The 17,104-nt window shown below is 74.5% G+C and carries 20 protein-coding genes and 1 tRNA gene; 11 read left to right on the forward strand and 10 right to left on the reverse strand.

Going from position 1 to position 17,104, the window contains the following annotated elements:
- Positions 1 to 30: 30 nt before the first annotated feature.
- The 3 genes from ABT023_RS16790 to ABT023_RS16800 form a co-directional block, all read right to left on the reverse strand.
- Entirely contained in the window at positions 31 to 630 is a 600-nt protein-coding gene (locus ABT023_RS16790) for a hypothetical protein (RefSeq protein WP_350886272.1), read from the reverse strand.
- Positions 631 to 784: 154 nt separating this feature from the next.
- Positions 785 to 1,513 (reverse strand): YcnI family copper-binding membrane protein, encoded by a 729-nt coding sequence (locus tag ABT023_RS16795; protein WP_350886274.1) that lies wholly within the window; start codon positions 1,511 to 1,513, stop codon positions 785 to 787.
- 17 nt (positions 1,514 to 1,530) lie between these two features.
- Positions 1,531 to 3,198, reverse strand: a complete 1,668-nt coding sequence (locus ABT023_RS16800; RefSeq protein WP_350886276.1) for a copper resistance CopC/CopD family protein — start codon at positions 3,196 to 3,198, stop codon at positions 1,531 to 1,533.
- A 241-nt stretch (positions 3,199 to 3,439) separates the two neighbouring features.
- On the opposite strand from ABT023_RS16800, the gene ABT023_RS16805 reads away from it, so the two are divergent.
- The 4 genes from ABT023_RS16805 to ABT023_RS16820 are packed head-to-tail and all read left to right on the forward strand — an operon-like array spanning position 3,440 to position 6,467.
- A complete protein-coding gene (locus ABT023_RS16805) occupies positions 3,440 to 4,054 on the forward strand; it encodes a sigma-70 family RNA polymerase sigma factor (protein ID WP_350886278.1) in 615 nt (204 codons plus the stop codon).
- A gap of 37 nt (positions 4,055 to 4,091) precedes the next feature.
- Positions 4,092 to 4,607, forward strand: a complete 516-nt coding sequence (locus ABT023_RS16810) for a MauE/DoxX family redox-associated membrane protein (RefSeq protein ID WP_502890694.1) — start codon at positions 4,092 to 4,094, stop codon at positions 4,605 to 4,607.
- On the forward strand, positions 4,600 to 5,316 hold the full coding sequence (locus ABT023_RS16815; RefSeq protein ID WP_350886282.1) for a DsbA family protein: 717 nt from the start codon (positions 4,600 to 4,602) through the stop codon (positions 5,314 to 5,316). Before ABT023_RS16810 ends, ABT023_RS16815 begins: the two co-directional genes overlap by 8 nt.
- On the forward strand, positions 5,313 to 6,467 hold the full coding sequence (locus ABT023_RS16820; RefSeq protein ID WP_350886284.1) for a hypothetical protein: 1,155 nt from the start codon (positions 5,313 to 5,315) through the stop codon (positions 6,465 to 6,467). The genes ABT023_RS16815 and ABT023_RS16820 overlap by 4 nt, the downstream gene beginning before the upstream one ends.
- 34 nt (positions 6,468 to 6,501) lie before the next feature.
- On the opposite strand, the gene ABT023_RS16825 is transcribed toward ABT023_RS16820, so the two are convergent.
- The 4 genes from ABT023_RS16825 to ABT023_RS16840 are packed head-to-tail and all read right to left on the reverse strand — an operon-like array spanning position 6,502 to position 9,201.
- The gene (locus ABT023_RS16825) at positions 6,502 to 7,266 is read right to left on the reverse strand and encodes an energy-coupling factor ABC transporter ATP-binding protein (RefSeq protein WP_350886286.1); all 765 of its coding nucleotides are present in this window, start codon (positions 7,264 to 7,266) and stop codon (positions 6,502 to 6,504) included.
- Positions 7,263 to 8,033, reverse strand: a complete 771-nt coding sequence (gene cbiQ / locus ABT023_RS16830; protein ID WP_350886288.1) for a cobalt ECF transporter T component CbiQ — start codon at positions 8,031 to 8,033, stop codon at positions 7,263 to 7,265. The genes ABT023_RS16825 and cbiQ overlap by 4 nt, the downstream gene beginning before the upstream one ends.
- Positions 8,034 to 8,044: 11 nt before the next feature.
- A complete protein-coding gene (locus ABT023_RS16835) occupies positions 8,045 to 8,485 on the reverse strand; it encodes a PDGLE domain-containing protein (RefSeq protein ID WP_350886290.1) in 441 nt (146 codons plus the stop codon).
- The gene (locus ABT023_RS16840; protein ID WP_350886292.1) at positions 8,482 to 9,201 is read right to left on the reverse strand and encodes an energy-coupling factor ABC transporter permease; all 720 of its coding nucleotides are present in this window, start codon (positions 9,199 to 9,201) and stop codon (positions 8,482 to 8,484) included. Before ABT023_RS16840 ends, ABT023_RS16835 begins: the two co-directional genes overlap by 4 nt.
- 161 nt (positions 9,202 to 9,362) lie before the next feature.
- On the opposite strand from ABT023_RS16840, the gene bcp reads away from it, so the two are divergent.
- The 4 genes from bcp (at position 9,363) to ABT023_RS16860 (ending at position 11,175) form a co-directional block, all read left to right on the forward strand.
- The gene (gene bcp, locus ABT023_RS16845; protein ID WP_350886294.1) at positions 9,363 to 9,839 is read left to right on the forward strand and encodes a thioredoxin-dependent thiol peroxidase; all 477 of its coding nucleotides are present in this window, start codon (positions 9,363 to 9,365) and stop codon (positions 9,837 to 9,839) included.
- Positions 9,840 to 9,870: 31 nt separating this feature from the next.
- On the forward strand, positions 9,871 to 10,467 hold the full coding sequence (locus tag ABT023_RS16850) for an HNH endonuclease signature motif containing protein (protein ID WP_350886296.1): 597 nt from the start codon (positions 9,871 to 9,873) through the stop codon (positions 10,465 to 10,467).
- Positions 10,458 to 10,531: transfer RNA gene (locus ABT023_RS16855), tRNA-Leu, on the forward strand. Before ABT023_RS16850 ends, ABT023_RS16855 begins: the two co-directional genes overlap by 10 nt.
- A 92-nt stretch (positions 10,532 to 10,623) precedes the next feature.
- A complete protein-coding gene (locus tag ABT023_RS16860) occupies positions 10,624 to 11,175 on the forward strand; it encodes a GNAT family N-acetyltransferase (RefSeq protein ID WP_350886299.1) in 552 nt (183 codons plus the stop codon).
- Positions 11,176 to 11,211: 36 nt separating this feature from the next.
- Here ABT023_RS16860 and ABT023_RS16865 read toward each other — a convergent pair whose 3' ends face one another.
- Entirely contained in the window at positions 11,212 to 12,225 is a 1,014-nt protein-coding gene (locus ABT023_RS16865; protein ID WP_350886301.1) for a helix-turn-helix transcriptional regulator, read from the reverse strand.
- Positions 12,226 to 12,355: 130 nt separating this feature from the next.
- Between ABT023_RS16865 and ABT023_RS16870 the strand changes: the two genes are divergently transcribed.
- Positions 12,356 to 12,781, forward strand: a complete 426-nt coding sequence (locus tag ABT023_RS16870) for a VOC family protein (RefSeq protein ID WP_350886303.1) — start codon at positions 12,356 to 12,358, stop codon at positions 12,779 to 12,781.
- A gap of 64 nt (positions 12,782 to 12,845) precedes the next feature.
- Positions 12,846 to 13,937: a winged helix DNA-binding domain-containing protein gene (locus ABT023_RS16875; RefSeq protein WP_350886305.1), complete on the forward strand. Its 1,092-nt coding sequence runs from the start codon at positions 12,846 to 12,848 to the stop codon at positions 13,935 to 13,937.
- Between the two features lie 38 nt (positions 13,938 to 13,975).
- Here the strand turns inward: ABT023_RS16875 and ABT023_RS16880 are convergent, their stop codons facing one another.
- Positions 13,976 to 14,791: an MOSC domain-containing protein gene (locus ABT023_RS16880; RefSeq protein ID WP_350886307.1), complete on the reverse strand. Its 816-nt coding sequence runs from the start codon at positions 14,789 to 14,791 to the stop codon at positions 13,976 to 13,978.
- Positions 14,788 to 15,621 carry a class I SAM-dependent methyltransferase gene (locus ABT023_RS16885; RefSeq protein ID WP_350886309.1) on the reverse strand — a complete coding sequence of 278 codons (834 nt, stop codon included), beginning with the start codon at positions 15,619 to 15,621 and terminating at the stop codon, positions 14,788 to 14,790. The genes ABT023_RS16880 and ABT023_RS16885 overlap by 4 nt, the downstream gene beginning before the upstream one ends.
- Positions 15,622 to 15,796: 175 nt before the next feature.
- Between ABT023_RS16885 and ABT023_RS16890 the strand changes: the two genes are divergently transcribed.
- Positions 15,797 to 16,876 (forward strand): LCP family protein, encoded by a 1,080-nt coding sequence (locus tag ABT023_RS16890; RefSeq protein WP_350886310.1) that lies wholly within the window; start codon positions 15,797 to 15,799, stop codon positions 16,874 to 16,876.
- Positions 16,877 to 17,104: the final 228 nt, after the last annotated feature.

Here is a 17,104-nt window from a genome sequence, read left to right on the forward strand (position 1 = left end):
CCGCCCCGCCGCCTGGGGGCGGCGTACCGGTCAGGAGGGTTGGCGGGTGCGGGCCGGGCCGGGCGCGGCCGGGCGGATGCGGCGGGGCTCGATGCGCACCGGCCGGGCCGTGGCCTCCGGGTTCAGCGGCGGCCAGGCCAGCGGCGCCGGCGGGGACGGCGGGGCAAGGTCGGCCAGGGTGGCCGGGCGGCGGGCCGGGGCCGGCCCCAGCGCCGGGCGGGACCGGCCGGCGGGCGGGCCCACCGCCACCAGTTGCCGTTCGGCGGGGACCGCCGGGGCCGGCGCGGGGCCGGCGCCGAGCGCGTCGAGCGAGGTCATCCCGAGCCGGCCGGCGAGCACCGGCACCTGATCGGGCTCGACCACGAAGACCACCTCACGGGGTCGCACCGGTCGCAGCAGGAGCGCGGCGGACACCACCAGCAGGCCGCCCAGGACGATCAGCGCCCAGACGGCCACGGGGAGCCAACCGGCGGCGGGTTCCGCCTGCAGGTCCACCGCGCCGATCCGGGCGGTGACGCCACCGTCGGGGTCGACGCGCCGGGTGGCGACGCCGAGGGCGGCACCGGCCAGCAGCGCCGGGATCCCGATGGTGAGCAGCAGCATGCCGACGAGCGCGCGAGCGAATCGCATCCGTGTCGTTTCCTTCCGTGGCCGGGTACCCGGACGACCATACCGATGCAAATCGCACAATCACCCGATATCACCAGCAACGGCGTACGGCGACGCGGAAAAGCCGCTGGCCCGCCGGTACGAACCGGCGGGCCAGCGGGCGGTACGGGACGGCTCAGGACCTCGCGGCCGGCTCCCGCCGGGTACGGGCGAACGCGAGGCCGCTTAGGGCCAGGCCGGCCAACCCGGCGACCAGCCCCGCCACCCCGAACGCGGTGCCCGCGCCGCCGTCGGAGTCGTCATCGTCGTCGTCCGCGCCGGCGGCTGCCACGGCCGGCGTCGACGCCCCCGCCGACGGGGCCGCCGCGGTGAGGGTGAGCACCGGCGCGGGCTTGTCCGGCTCCTCGGCCCCGGCGGACGGCTCCTCGATCCAGCGCACCACGTTGCCGTCCGAGTACGTCTGAAGGGCCTTGAACACCATCGTGTCCACCTCCGGCAGCGGCCCCATCGAGACCGGGAACTCCTGGAACTGGCCCGGCTTGACCGCCGCGTCGCCGGTCGCCGTCCAGGTGATCTTCGACACGGCCTCGGTGACCTCGCTGCCGTGCACCTGCACCGGCGGGTCCACCTTGCGCTTCTCCATCGCCACCGTCCAGCCCGGCACCGGCATCGTGGACACCGAACCGACCGGGGCGTTCTCCGGCAGCACCACCTCGACCTTGGTCGTGGACGCCTCGTCGCTCTCGTTCGGCACCCGGAACGCGAACCGGCCGTAGCCGCCCTGGGTCGCCTCCTTCGGGTTGACCGAGACGTGCGCCGAGGCGGGCGCGGCCACGCCGAGCACCACGGCGGCGACGCCCAGGGCCAGGGCCGCGGCGGTTGCGGAACGCCGGTGACGGAGCATGGGGAAACTGCCTCTCTCTAGCGGATGCTCACGGTGGCGCTCACCGTGGCCTGATCGATGTCCGTGGTCCGGACGGTGAAACGGAACTGCCACTCCCCCACGGCGGGCAGGTTGAGCTCCCCGGTCGCGTGGTTGTCGGTCAGCGGCAGCAGCAGGATCTCGATCGGCTCGATCCCGGCCGCCGGCAGCGCGGCGGTGGCCTTCCACTCCTCCACCGGCTGCGGTCGATTGTCCTTCGTGTACGCGTACAGGTGCAGCGTGTTGTTGCCCCGTTCGGCCGGGTCCATCTCGACCTGGAGGGAGTAGAGCGGGCTGGACAGGGTGGTGGTGAACAGGCCGGCCTGCGAGCCGGCCACGTCGGCACCGGCGGTGCGGGCCGGCGGCGTCTGCACCAGGGTCGCCGACACCGCGAGCACCACCGCGGTGATCGCCAACTCCGCCCACACCGCCCGCCGCACCGGGGTCGGCCGCCCCGCGGCGGGGCGCCGGCGCACCAGCGCCCGGGAGTACGCGGCCACGCCGAGCACCAGGGCGAACAGCACGATCTTGGCCAGCACCAGCCGCCCGTACGTGGTGTCGACCAGGGCGGTCGGGGTGGCCACCTCGATCAGCGCCTGCACCGTGCCGGCGAGCAGCAACGCCGCGACGGCCAGCGCCGCCCAGCGCGACCAGATCGGCAGGATCGCGCCCAGCTCCCGCTCGTCGGCCCGACGCAGCAGGAACCCGCCGAGCATCACCAACCCGCCCAGCCAGACCGCCATGCTGCCCAGGTGCACCGCGTCGACCACCACCGACACGGCCGGGGCGGGCGAGGCCGCCGGGTGCCCGGCCAGCGGCCAGGTGAGCAGCGCCGCGCCGCCGAGGATCGCCAGGATCACCCCGTCGGTGCGGCCCACCGGCCCGGCGAAGAGCGGGCGGAGCAGGAACGCCGCCGCCGCGAGCAGGCCCAGCCGGACCAGGTGCGTCGCGCCGTACGTGCTGCCCAGCACGTCGCCGAGGCCCGCCCCGGTCACGTCGAACAGCCCGCCCCCGGCGGTGTACGGCACCTGCAACCACAGCTCGGCGAGCGTGGCGAACACCAGCAGGCCCAGCCCCGTCCAGGCCAGCCGGGCCGGGCCCCGGCGGGAGAGCCGACGCGGCCACAGCGCGCCGAGCACCAGCGCCGGGCCGACCAGCAGCAGCAGCCCCGCGTACCCGAGGTACTTGGCGACCTTGACCCCGTGCTCCACCACCGGGTCGGCCCGGTTGTCGGATCCCGCGTCCGTCGGCGGCGTCGACGGGGCGCCCACGGAGTAGGTGAACGCGCCGGACACCGGGTGGCTGTCCGCCGAGATGACCCGGTAGCTGACCAGGTAGGTGCCCCGCCCGGCGGACGGGTCCACCGGCACGGTCACCACCGTGCTCTCGAAGGCCGGCTCCCCCCGGTCGGCCCGCGCGCCGTCCGGGGCGATCACCCGGATCTTCCCGGCCACCTTGCGCACCGGCTCGCTGAACGTCAGCACCACCTCGGCCGGCCCGCCGGGCACCACGGCGGACGCGGCCGGGCTGCTGCTCACCAGCACCGCGTGGGCGCTTGCGGGGGTGGCCGGGGCCAGCAACAGTGCGACGACGGTGACCAGCAGGCCGGCGAGCGCGCCCACCCGCGCGAGCCGGCGGCGGGGAGGCCGGAGATTGGCAGCAGTCATGTGGGCCATGCTCGCCGACGCAGGGGCCGATCGGCGACCCGGGCCGGCCCGGACCCGATGCCCGCCGCCGGCGCCTGCGGGCCCTCGCCGCCCAGCCGCGCCGACAACGCCGCGCACACGTCGTCGCATGTCATGAGCGGGTAGTCGGGCCGGGCACCGGGAAAGTTCCCCGAGTGGGCCACGCCATGGAAGGGCCGAAGGACCCTGCCCGGGCCAGATCTGCCGCGTACCCTGATGTGACGTGATCCCCGCCCCGCGTGACCCCGCCGCCGTCGGTCCGCCCGATGCCGCGGACGCCGGTGCCCGGGGTCGGGCGCTCGACGCCGCCCGGGACGGGGCGACCGACTGGGCGCTCGCCGCGCGCGGCGGCGACCCGGTCGCCCAGGCGGCGTTCGTCCGGGCCACCCAGGCCGAGGTGTGGCGGTTCGCCGCCGCGCTGGTCGACCGGGACAGCGCCGACGACCTCACCCAGGAGACCTACCTGCGGGCGTTCCGGGCGCTGCCCGGCTTCGAGGGGCGCTCCAGCGCGCGGACCTGGCTGCTCGGCATCGCCCGCCGGGCCTGCGCCGACCACCTGCGCACCGTGGTCCGTCGGCGGCGGCTCGCCGAGCGGCTGGTCGGCCACGCGCACGCCGACCGCCCGTACCCGGACCCCGCCGGGCAGCTCGGCGCCACCGATCTGGTACGCCGGCTGCCCGCCGAGCGACGCGGCGCCTTCGTGCTCACCCAACTCCTCGGCCTGTCGTACGCGGAGGCCGCCGCCGTGGAGGGGGTGCCCGTCGGCACCATCCGCTCCCGGGTGGCCCGGGCCCGCGCCGACCTGGTCGAGGCGGTCGGCGACGCGCTCGCCGGATGACCGGGAACTTCCGTCGGAGCCGGGGCGACCAATGACCATGACCGCACGACGCATCGGGGCCGTCCCCTGGCCCGCCGTCCGCCCGTGGCTGGGCGTCGCCGCCCGGCTCGGGCTCGCCGCCGTCTGGCTCGTCGCCGGCGGGACCAAGGTCGGCGACCTGGCCGCCTCCGGGCGCGCCGTCAACGCGTACCAGGTGCTGCCGTACGACGCCGCGACGGTGATCGGCGCGGCGCTGCCCTTCGTCGAGCTGGCCCTGGGGCTGCTGCTGCTGGTGGGGTTGGCCACCCGGCTGGCCGCCGGGGTGTCGGCCGCGCTGTTGGTGGTCTTCGTCGCCGGCATCGCCTCGGCCTGGGCCCGTGGCCTGGCCATCGACTGCGGCTGCTTCGGCAGCGGCGGACAGCTCGCCGCCGGGCAGGCCCCGAGCTACCTCCCGGAGATCCTCCGGGACCTGGGATTCCTGGCGCTGGCCGGATTCCTGCTGACCTGGCCCCGCACCCCCGTCTCCGTGGACGGCTGGCTCGCGGGCGCACCTGTGGAGGACGAGGATGAGTAGTCGCAAGGGGCAGCGGGACGCCGCCCGGGTGGTCCGGCAGCAACTGGCCCGGGAACGCCGCCGACGGCGGACCCTCTGGACCTCGGTGGCGGCGGTCGCCGTGCTGGTCATCGCCGGCGGGATCGGCTGGGCCGTCTGGTCCAGCCAGCGCTCCGACACCTTCACCGCCCCGCCCGGCGCGACCGAGAACGGCACCGGCGTCGCGTACGGGGACGGGCCGGCCACCATCGACCTGTACGAGGACTTCCTCTGCCCGGCCTGCAAGCAGTTCCAGCAGAGCAGCGGCGCGACGATCGAGCAGCTGGTCAACGAGGGCAAGGCCCGGGTCGTCTTCCACCCGGTGGCCTACCTCAACCGGTTCTCGACCACCGAGTACTCCACCCGGTCCTCGGCCGCCTCCGGGTGCGCGGCGAAGGGCGGCAAGTTCCGGGAGTTCACCGCCGCGCTGTTCGACCGGCAGCCGCCGGAGGGCGGCGCCGGGCTGAGCAACGACGAGCTGGTCGACATCGGCGCCGGCGTCGGGCTGAACCGGGACGACTTCTCCTCCTGCGTCTCCGACGGCACGTACCGGGCGTGGACCGAGCGCGTCACCGAGGACGCGAGCAAGGCCGGGGTCACCGGCACGCCGACGATCAAGGTCAACGGCAAGGAGCTCTCCGACCGCAGCCCCGCGGGCATCACGGCGGCGGTGGCGGCGGCCGGCAAGTGACGCCCGCGCCCCCGCGCCGAAGCGGGCCGCTCCGCCCGGGTGGGCCGCTGCGCCGGGGCGGGCTGGTCGCCGCCGCCGCGCTGATCGCCGTCCTCGGCGTCGCCGCGCCGGCCGCCGCGCACGGCGGGGAGGCCCCGGACGGCACCGACTACCGGGCCGAGGCGACCGGGATCGCCCCGGCCCGCCCGGGGCTGACCGTCCGGGTGGTGGAGGCGGGGGCCCGGCTGGAGCTGGTCAACCGCACCGGGCGGCCGGTCGAGGTGATCGGCTACTCCGGGGAGCCGTACCTGCGGGTCGGGCCGGACGGGGTGTACGAGAACAGCCGCTCCCCGGCGACGTACCTGAACCGGACCCTGTCGGGCGACGCCACCCTGCCCGCCCAGGCCGACCCGGCCGCCGCCCCGGACTGGCGGCGGATCGACGACGGGCCGGCGGCCCGCTGGCACGACCGACGCATCCGGTGGCAGGAGCCCGACCCGCCCGCGCGGGTGCGCGCCGACCCGACCCGGGAGCAGCGGGTCCTGGACTGGGCGGTGCCCCTGCGCGACGGCACCGAGCCCGTGGAGGTCCGGGGCACCCTCGACTGGGTGCCGCCGCCGGACCCGTACCCCTGGTGGGTGGCGGCGACCCTCGGCTTCCTCGCGCTGGGCGCCGCCGGGCTGCTGGCCGCCGGCACCGCGGCGGCGGCCAGGGCGCTGGCCGGGGTCGGCGCGGCGCTGGCCGTCGGCGGGGTGGCCGCGATCGTGCTCACCGTCGGCCGGGAACTGGACGCCGGCGCGTCCGGGCTGGGCGGGGTGCTGGCCGGCCTGCTCGCCGGGCAGGTCTGGGCGCTGCTCACCGGCCTGGGTGCGCTCGCGGCGGGCGGGTACGCGCTGGCCCGCCGCCCCGCCGCCGACTTCGCGCTGGCGCTGGCCGGGGCCTGCCTGGCCCTGTTCGTCGGCGTCACCAACCTCGCCGTCCTCGGCCGCTCGGTTCCCCCGGCCCCCTGGCCCGGCGGCCTGGCCCGCCTCCTGGTCACCGTGGTCCTGGCCGCGGGAGCCGGCGCCGCGGCCGCCGGAGTCCTCCGCCTCCGCGCCGCCGCCGCGGCCCGCACCGCCCCGCCGCCCTCCGGCGTCGATCATGGGCTCGCGCTGGGGAACGAACCGTCCTAACGCCCCATCCACACGGCTCCCTGAGCGCCCCGGGTCAGGGGCGGGGGGTGAAGCCGTAGGGAAGTTCCAGGCGGTGGGTCGACAGCAGCTCCTGGTTCGCCAGGAGGGTGCGGGTGGGCGCGTCGGCGACGATGCGGCCCTCGTCGAGGATGACCGAGCGGTCGCACAGCTCCAGCGCGTACGGCAGGTCGTGGGTGACCATCAGCAGCGTCACCGGCAGGGCACGCAGGATCCCGGCCAGCTCCCGGCGGGCCGCCGGATCGAGGTTCGACGACGGCTCGTCGAGCACCAGGATCTCCGGCCGCATGGCCAGCACCGTGGCCACCGCCACCCGGCGACGCTGCCCGAACGACAGGTGGTGCGGGGTGCGGTCCCGGTGCTCGCCCATCCCCACCGCCGCCAGGGCCTCGTCCACCCGGGCCGTCAGCTCCGCCCCGCGCAGCCCCAGGTTGGCCGGCCCGAACGCCACGTCCTCGGCGACGGTGGGCAGGAAGAGCTGGTCGTCCGGGTCCTGGAAGACGATGCCCACCCGGCGGCGGATCTCCGCGAGGGTGCCCCGGTCCCGGCTGACGGTCAGCCCGCCGACGCGCACCGTGCCCTCGGTGGCGGTGAGGATGCCGTTAAGGTGCAGCACCAGGGTGGTCTTGCCGGCGCCGTTGGGGCCGAGCAGCGCCACCCGTTCGCCGCGCGGCACGGTCAGGTCCACCCCGTGCAGGGCGACGTGCCCGTCCGGGTAGGCGTACCGCACGCCGCGCACGTCGAGGGAGACAGGAGCCGGGGTCTGCACGTACCCGATCATTGCAGGACGACGGCGGCCCCGGCGATGGTGGCCGCGACCAGCGGCACCGCCGCCCCGACCAGCCACTGCCCGGCGGTCGCCGCGCCCGCGCCCTGCCACACCGCCGGCATCCGGCCGGAGTAGCCGCGCGACACCATCGCCAGGTAGACCCGCTCGCCGCGCTCGAACGCGCGCAGGAACAGCGCCCCGATGCCGGCGGCGAACCCGCGCAGCTGCCACAGGAACCGCGGGTCGTCCCCCCGGGAGACCCGGGCCACCCGCATCCGGCGGGCCTCGCCGACCAGCACGTCCAGGTAGCGCAGCATGAAGGTGGCGATCTGGGTGAGGATCTGCGGGCAGCGCAGCCGGTCCAGGCCCACGATCAGGTCCCGGGTCGTCGTGGTCGCGGCGAGCAGCAGCGACGCCAGCACGCCGAGGGTGCCCTTGGCGATGATGTTCCACCCGCCGAGCAGCCCGTCGACGGAGAGACTCAGCCCCGCCACGTCGACCCGCTCGCCCGCCCCGAGGAACGGCAGCGCGAACGCGAACAGCACGAACGGCAGCTCGATCGCCGCCCGGCTGAGCAGCCAGCCCGGCCCCACCCGGGCCAGCGCGGCCACCACCGCCACCAGCAGGGCGTACCCGCCGAAGGCCCAGAACGCCGCGCGCGGGGTGGCCACCACCGCGACGGTGAACAGCACCATCGCGGCGATCTTCACCTCCGGCGGGAGGCGGTGCACCGGCGAGGTCGACTCCCGGTAGAGCACGTGGGCGTGGCCGGCCCCCATCGCCGTCCCGCCTACCGGCTGTTCGCCACGCGCGAGGCGTCGTCGCCGCGCCCGCCGCCGACCGGGTCGCCCCCGGCCCGGTCCCCGCCGCCGGTGGTGTGGCCGGCGCCCTGTCCCGGGCCCCGGCGGCGCAGCAACCAGAACACGCCGCCACCGACGGCGAAGGTGAGCAGCACCCCGAGGACGCCGGAGAGCCCGGTGGAGAGGAAGTCGTTGTCCATGCCCCGGATGCCGTAGTCGGCCAGCGGGCTGTCGGCCAGTTCGTGGTCCCGCGTCTGCTGGGCCGGGCAGCTGCCGCCGGTGATCTCGTCCTCGGCGTTGACCGTGCAGCCCTTGAGCAGCGACGAGTCCAACCCGTCCGGGTGCGACGAGGCGTAGTTGCTGACCACCCCGGCCAGCAGTAGGGCGACCAGCAGGCCGCCGACGACGAATCCCCAGGGACGCTTGCTCATCGGGCACCTCCGGCGACCGGGACGACGGGAGCCGGAGCGGCCGGCTTCAGGGCGCGCAGCGCGTACACGAGATCGGGGCGGACCTTCGCGACGGTGACCACGGTGGTCGCGGTGATCAGGCCCTCGCCGATGCCGATCAGCAGGTGCGCGCCGGCCATGGTGCCGGCCAGGCCGGCCAGGTTGCCGCCCAGGTCGGTGGTGCCGCCCAGCCAGTACTGGAGCACGAAGCCCTGGGACGCGACGACGACGCCGACCAGCGCCGCGACGAAGGCGGTCGCGCCGAGCCCGGCCGGAGTGCGGGGCAGCACCCGCAGCAGCAGGGTGATCAGCAGGTACGCCGCGGCGGTGCCGAGGACGGCCATGTTGGTGACGTTCAGGCCGAGCATGGCCACCCCGCCGTCGCCGAAGACCAGCGCCTGCACGACCAGCACGACCGCCACGCAGAGCGCGCCGACCCACGGGCCGACCAGCATCGCGGCGAGCGCGCCGCCGAGCAGGTGACCGCTCACGCCGGCGGTGAAGATCGGGAAGTTGAGCATCTGGACGGCGAAGATGAACGCGGCGACCAGGCCGGCCATCGGGGCGAGCCGGTCGTCCAGGTCGCGCCGGCCACGCAGCACGCACAGGGCCAGCACCGCCAGCGCGAAGACGGCGAAGAGGGCGGCGACGGGACCGTTGACGATCCCGTTGGAGATGTGCATCGCCAGGGTTTCCACTCGACCTCCCGGGGCGCGGTGGGCGGGCCCACACCGACGAGGTGAGCCTATTTCCAGAAGAGTACTGTTGCCAATAGCTTGCAACAAGCCATGAAGTTGATCACGAGTGCCGGCGCGTCGCCCCAGCCGGCCCCCGCCGGGACGGCGGTAGGGTTTCCGCCATGACCGCGCCCGCCCGCCTCAACCCCGGTGACCCCGCGCCCGAGTTCACCCTGCCGACCGACACCGGCGAGACCCTCTCCCTGGCCGACCTGCGCGGCCGGAAGGTCATCCTGTACGCCTACCCCGCCGCGATGACCCCCGGCTGCACCAAGCAGGCGTGCGACTTCCGCGACTCGCTCGCCTCGCTCCAGGCGGCCGGCTACGAGGTGGTCGGCATCTCCCCCGACAAGCCGGAGAAGCTGGCGAAGTTCCGCGACCGGGACGCCATCACCTTCCCGCTGGTCGGCGACGCCGACAAGGCGGTGCTCACCGCGTACGGCGCGTACGGCGAGAAGCAGTCGTACGGCCGGACGGTGACCGGGGTGATCCGGTCCACCTTCGTCATCGACCCGGACGGGAAGATCGAACGGGCGCTCTACAACGTCAAGGCCACCGGTCACGTCGCCAAGCTGCGCCGCGACCTCGGGCTGGACTGAGACCGTCGCACCGGACCACTACCGTTCGCACGTGGCCCGTTACAAATACTCACCGGAGGCGCTGGCCGCCGCGGCGGCACAGGCCCGCAGCATCACCGAGGTGATGCGGCTGCTGGGCGTGCGCCTCAGCGGCGGCTCGCACGCGCACATCAGCCGCCAGCTCAAGCGCTTCGGCATCGACACCTCGCACTTCACCGGGAGTGCCCACAACCGGGGAGAACGCAACATCCGGGTTCCGGCGTCGGCGCTCCTGGTCAAGCGGCCCGAGGGATCGCGACGGGTTGCCGGGAGCCGGCTGAAGCGAGGCCTGGCGCTGATCGGGCTGTCGGAGGAGTGCGAGGTGTGCGGCACCGGCCCGAACTGGCAGGGGGCGCCCCTCACCCTGCATGTCGATCACATCAACGGCGACTTTCTGGACAACCGGCCGCACAACCTGCGGCTGCTCTGCCCCAACTGCCACAGTCAGACCGCCACGTACGCCGGGGCCCGCCGGCCGGCTGTGGTCGCACCCGATGTGGTCTACGATCCGAGGGCCGTGACACCAACGGGTTTTCCGATCGGCCGGCGACTTCGTCGGCCGCCTCAGTGGTCGTGGAAGATGACGGTGTACGCGGTCAAGGGGCCGTAGCCCAACGGCAGGAGGCATACGGTTTAGGTCCGTACCAGTGCGGGTTCGAATCCCGTCGGCCCTACTTCTTCACACCCTGACACCATCCGCCGAGGATGGTGTCACGCTCGTCACGACACGTAGTGGCCCTGCTCAAGGCTGGGCCAGGATGGCAGCGTGAGTCTGCGCTTCGTCCTCGACCCCGAGCTGACCCCCGAGTTGCGCGAGCAGATCGTCCGCCTCTGGGTGGACGTCACCAACGCCGGCGGCGCGGTCGGCTTCGTGGCGCCGGTCACCGCCGCCGACGTCCGCCCCGTCGCCGAGGCGACCTTCGTCGACCTCGTCGACGGCCCGGACCGGCTGCTCGTCGGGTACGACGGCGCGCACCCGGCGGCCGTGCTGGTCCTCGCCGACAACCGGTTCCGGCTCAAGGCGCACTGGTGCGTGCTGAAGCGGGTCATGGTGCACCCCGACACCCAGGGCCGGGGGCACGGGCTGGCGCTGATGCGCGAGGCGGAGCGGCTCGGCCGCGAACTGGGCCGGGAGGCACTGCACGTCACCGTGCGGAGTGGGCTGGGGCTGGAGCGGTTCTACGCGCGGCTCGGTTACCGGGAGGTGGGCCGGCTGCCGGGCGCGCTGCGGGTCGCCCCGGGCGACGACCGGGACGAGATCCTCATGTGGCTCGACCTGGCCCCCGGTGGGTGCCCCGACGCCGCCCCGACCACCTGATCGCCGTCGCCCGTCCCGGCTCGGTGCTTCGCCCGCTCACCCGTTCGCCTCGACTCGGGATGTCGGTGCTGCGGTGCCGGAACCGGCTGCGGTTCTGGTGAACCGGCGGGCGAGGTGCGCGAAGGCGTTGGTCAGTTCGTCGGGCCCGACGACGTCGATGTCGGCGTCGAACCGGGCGACGGCGGCGGCGAGGCTGGGCCATGACCATGATCCGAGGGTGAGCCGGCAGCGGTCGGGGCCGAATTCCTCGACGACGCCGTCGCGGGTGTAGAGGGCTGCGGTGGCCGCGGGCAGGTCGAGGATCACCGTGCCTCGGCAGGGCCAGCCACCGGAGGCGTCGTCGGAGCCGCGGAACCTGCCGATGACGTAGGTGGCGACGTCTCCTCCGGGCAGCACGCGTGGGGTGAACCGGGGCCCGTTCGGGGTGCGCAGGATGATCCGGTCGACGCGGAAGATACGCCACTCGTCGCGGTCGAGGTCCCACGCGACGAGGTACCAGCGCCCGTCCCAGGTGATGACGTGGTGGGGCTCGACGCGGCGCGGGGGCTTGTCCGCGCTCTCGGAGCCGTAGTCGAAGCGCAGCACCTCGTGGGCGGGGACGGCTGCGCTGATCGCCAGGAGCACCTCGCCGTCGACCGGCGCGACCGGCCGAGTGGTGGGCGGCTCGACGGCGGTGACTCGCAGGGCGTTGATGCGGTGCCGTAGCCGGGCGGGCATGACCTGCCGGATGGTGTTCAGTGCCCGTGCGGCGGCTTCTGCGAGGCCGTCGCCGGGGGTGGTGGCGGCGATCTGCAGGGCGATGGTGAGGGCGACTGCCTGTTCGTCGTCGAACAGCAGCGGGGGTAGTTCGGTGCCGGCGCTGAGCCGGTAGCCGCCGTCGGGGCCTTTGACCGCGGCTATGGGGTAGCCGAGTTCGCGTAGCCGGTCGACGTCGCGGCGCACCGTGCGCAGGCTGATGTCCAGGCGTTCGGCCAGCAGCGTGCCGGGCCAGTCCCGGCGGGCCTGCAGCAGCGACAGCAGGGCCAGCAGTCGGGCGGAGGTCTTCGGCACGAATCCGATTCTGCCCGTAGTAGATGCCACATCCTGGCACCTACTGCTGAGAGTCTTCGCTCACGCCGGCCGGCCACGGGTCCGGCGAAGCCGACCGTCTCCCCTTTGACATCTCTCGACAGGAGCCATCATGGGCATCATCACCACCACCCACCTGAATTTCCGCGGCGACGCCCGCAAGGCGCTGGAGTTCTACCACTCCGTGTTCGGCGGCCAGATCGCCCTGGTGACCTACTCCGACGCCCACAACGTCTCGGCCCCGGCCGAGGCCGACCAGATCATGTGGGGCCAGGTCCAGGCCGACAACGGCTTCCACGTCATGGCCTACGACGTGCCCGGCAACCAGTCCTACAGCCCCGGTGACAAGGCGGTCTTCGTCTCCGTCCGCAGCCAGGACGAGGACGAGATCACCACCTGCTGGAAGGGCCTGTCCGAGGGCGCGGCCGTCCTCCAGGACCTCGGCCCCGCCGGCTGGGCCCCGCTCTACGGCATGCTGAAGGACCGCTTCGGCGTCACCTGGGTTCTCGACGTCGCGGTCGAGTACAACGCCGGCTGAACCTCCGCCTGGTGCACGCGCACGCGCCCCTTGGGCCGCCTGACCTGACCAGGACGGAGCAGTTGTGACCACGCGCCTCGACGCCCGCGCGCTCAATCGAGCGACCCTGGCACGCCAATTCCTGCTCGAACGCACCGAGGCGACCGTGCTCAGCACGGTCGCCGGGCTGGGCGGACTACAGGCCCAAGAACCACAGGAACCCTTCATCGGCCTCTGGTCCCGCATGAACGGTTTCGATCCCGAAGAACTCAGCCGGCTCCTCGATCAGCGGGTCCTGGTACGGCTGCACCTCATGCGCCGCACCGTGCACCTCGTTCCCGCCGACGACGCATGGAACTGGCGGCCACGCCACCACACCCTGCTCCGGCAACGGACCCTCGGGACCTACCGCCGCGAGCTCACCGGGCTCGACCCGGACGACCTCGCGGCCCGGGCACGGGCCCTCATGGCCGACGGCCAGGCCCGCTCACTCGGCGACGTCGGACGCGCCCTGGCCGAGCACTGGCCGGGGCCAGCACCTCGCGTACTGGGCGAAGCCGTCGTCGCCGCGCTCGTACCGACGGTCCAGCTCCCGCCGCGCGGCACCTGGCGCAGCACCGCCGGCGCGCTGTACCTGCCCCTGTCCACCTGGCTCGGCCGTCCCGCCCCGCCCGGTGCCACGCCGGAGTCCGGCCACGCTGACCTCGTCGGCGAGGACCTGGTGCGCCGATACCTGCGGGCGTTCGGCCCCGCGGCCAGCGCCGACCTGCGCGCCTGGTGCGGGCTGGCCGGTCTGCCCCGCGCCGTGAAGGCGGTCCGCGACGAGCTGATCAGCTTCCGCGACCACCGCGGCCGCGAACTGCTCGACCTCCCCGACGCCCCACGACCCGAGCCCGACACGCCCGCACCCGTGCGCTTCCTACCGGCCTTCGACAACGTCGTCCTCGGCTACCACGACCGCAGCCGCATCATCGACGACAGCCACCGGGGCCTGTCCGTGGCCGGGGAGCGCCTGGTCCTCGTCGACGGCCGAGTGGCCGCCACCTGGACCGCTACCGCCGGAACCATCGCCGTCGCACCACTGCGTGGCTTCACCCGCGCCGAACGCACCGCGGTCGCCCAGGAAGCCGATCGCCTCGCGGCATTCCTGTCGGACACCGCGCGCGGTCGGCCGTGACCTACGGCCGATCGCTGCGCGTCGGCCGCCGCGCCCGGTCAGTCCGCCGGCCCCACCGGGTCACCGACGCGCACCACGCCCGGTCCGTCGGGGACGAGGTGCAGGCCGAACAGCAGCTTTCCGCCGAGGTTCCGGTGCCGCCCGAGGGTGCGCAGCGGCTCCTTGCCGCGTACCCCGGTCTCCTGGTCTGTGGTGGTGACCACGCAACGGCCGCACGGGCCGGCGGCGCGGAAACGCGCGGAGCCGATCCGCAGCCACCGGCCGGCCCACTCGTCCTCGGCCCAGGCGGGTGCCCCGTCGACGACGAGGTTGGGCCGGAACCGGCTCATCGGCACGGGCTCCTCGCCGGCCTCGGTCAGCCAACCGTTGAGCGCGTCGAGGGAGGCGGTGGTGGCCAGCAGCAGGGGGTACTCGTCGGCGAAGCTGACCCGGTCGCCGGTGTCGTGGGCGCGGTCGCCGGGCGCCAGGTGCCGGGTGGGCCGGGCCAGGTGGACCAGGCGGGCCGGGCGGCCGAGCAGGGCGGTGAGCCAGTCGTCGGCGGCGGGCCCGGCGGGGAGCGCGGGGACCGGCAGCCGGCTGCGGAACACCCGCACGGGCAGCGGCTCCACCCCGGCCGGCTCGCCGACGTCCAGGTCGGGGCGGCCGGCGGCCCGCAGCACCAGGCCGCCGTCGCGGGGAGCGACCCGCAGCCCGACCAGCGCGGTGGCCTCCCGCTGGGTGACGCCGAGGCCGTCGGCGTCGACCACCAGCCAACGTCGGTCGCCGGCCAGGCCCCACGGTTCCACCCGGACGCCGTCGTGGTCGAGGCGGTGGCAGCCCTTGACCGGGTACGTGTGCACGGCCGCGAGCCTCACCAGGCCGCCCCGATCCCGTCGCCCGGGTACCAGTGCCGGGCGGGTGTCTCCCGGTACGCGAGGAAGCGCCGGCCGGTGCGTTCGGCGTGTTCGGCGAGAACGTTGGTGGTGGTGACGTTGTCGGTGAGCAGCAGCGCGCCGGGGGCGAGCTTCGGCTCGACCGCGTCGAACTCGCGCTTCTCGTGCGCCCGGCTGTGGTCGCTGTCGTGCAGGAACAGGTCGACGGGCCGGTCGAGGGCCTCGATCGAGGCGATGGAGTCGCCGACGACCAGGTCGACCACCTCCGACCAGGGCGCGGTGCGGGCCAGGTAGCCGGCCTCGGGGTTGATGTCCAGCGAGGTGACCCTGCCCGGGTGCCCCTCGGCGGCGTTGCGCAGCAGGGCGGCGGCCAGCACGCAGCTGCCCAGTCCCTTGTCGACGCCGGTCTCCACCACGTGCGAGGGACGGGTGGCGCGGACCATGGCGTACCAGCCGATCCGGCGGGCGTAGCGGACCTCCCGGTCGGCCAGGCCCCGGCGGGACGCCTCGGCGGTGGCGCGCTCGATGTGCCGGCGCAGTTCCCCGTCGTCCTCGATCTCGGCGAACCAGCCCCGGACCCGGGCCACCGGCACGTCGCACGCGACGCTGACGAACCAGGCCAGGTGCTGCCGGCTCAGCCTGGTCAGCTCGTACGTGTAGTTGTGGTGCTCCCGGGAGGTGACCAGCCACCGGGCGGAGGCGCGCAGCACCTTGGCGTCGTGCCGGGCCACCCGGGCGAGCCGCTTGGGGAAGGCGGCGACCGGGGCGAGTCGGGTGCGGGCGATGGCCCGCCGCAGCTTCGTCGCGTCCACGTGAGGGTTGTACCAGGTTCAGGAAGACGCGGGGTGATGAAAGTTTCGATTCACGCGCCGGTCGTCGCCGACGCCCGCCCACCGTCGTCGCCACCGGACCGGGCACGCCGGCCGGACGGGCGCGACAACCGGACCGGGCACATGGGCGGCGCGTGAAATCAGTAGCATCGCCGCCATGTCTCGTCCCCAGCAGGTCGCGGAGCCGGCCGAGGATAGCCCGGTCGGTTCGACGCGGGCGGGTGCCGACGCGGAGCCGGCCGCGCGGCCGGCGAAGCGGCGTCGGTGGCGGCGGATCGCGCTCGTGACCGTGCTGGTGGTGGCGCTGCTCGGCGCGGGCGGCACGGTCGCCGGCGTGCTGTGGCTGCGGTCGGTCGAGCAGGGCATCGACCGGGTCGACGCGTTCACCGACGTGCCGGAGGAGGCCCGGCCCGAGCCCGTGGTCCGGGGTGCGCTGAACATCATGATCCTGGGCAGCGACTCCCGGGACCCGGAGAACAGTTCCGGCTCGCGGACCGACACGATCATCCTGGCCCACCTGCCGAAGGACCGGTCGAGCGCTCAGTTGATCTCGATTCCCCGGGACACCTGGGTGCCGGTCCCCCGGTCCAAGGACGGCCGGCACGGCGGCCGGGAGGCGAAGATCAACGCCTCGTACGCCTGGGGCGGGGTGCCGCTGATGGTGCAGACGGTGGAGAAGTTCACCGGGGTACGGATCGACCACGTGGCGATGGTCGACTTCGCCGGCTTCAAGGAGATCGTCGACGCGCTGGACGGCATCGAGGTCGACATCGAGCGCGGCTTCACCTCGACCCACTCCCTCAACCCGGACAGCCGTCGCACCTTCGCGCAGGGCCGGCAGACCCTCGACGGCGCGGCCGCGCTGGACTACGCGCGGGAGCGTTACGCGTTCCCCGACGGCGACTTCGCCCGCATCCGCCATCAGCAGCAGGTCATCAAGGCGATCCTGGACAAGGCGGCCTCGGGCGGGCTGCTGACGAACCCGGCTCGGCTCAACGCGTTCGTGCGGGCCACCGCCGACGCGGTCGCCGTCGACAAGTCACTGTCCCTGGTGGACCTGGCAACGGAGATGCGGCATCTGCGCAGCGGTAACCTCGGCTTCTTCACCTGCCCGACCCGGGGCACCGGCCGGGTCGGCAGCGAGAGTGTGGTGTTCGCCGACACCGCCAGGGCCCGGTCCCTCTTCGACGCGGTCCGCCGGGACTCGGTGGCGGACCTCCTCAAGGCCGGGGGGTAGCGATCGGATCGCCCGTCCGGGTATGGCGACCGGCGGTGGCCGGCCGTATCCTGCCTTCGGCCTGGCGGAGCGCCGTCGATGCCGTGGCCGTGACGGGGGAGGTCACGCAGTCATGTCCAGCCAGCCCGCGGTGAGCCGGGAGATCGCGGCCGCCGCCCACGCCGACGGCGGGCCACCGCCGGCCGGGGTGCCACCTGTCGCCCGCGAGGGCGCCGACGCCGAGCCCCC

Origin of the sequence: Micromonospora sp. NPDC002296, from assembly GCF_040296145.1 — a bacterium.
Classification (GTDB): Bacteria; Actinomycetota; Actinomycetes; order Mycobacteriales; family Micromonosporaceae; genus Micromonospora.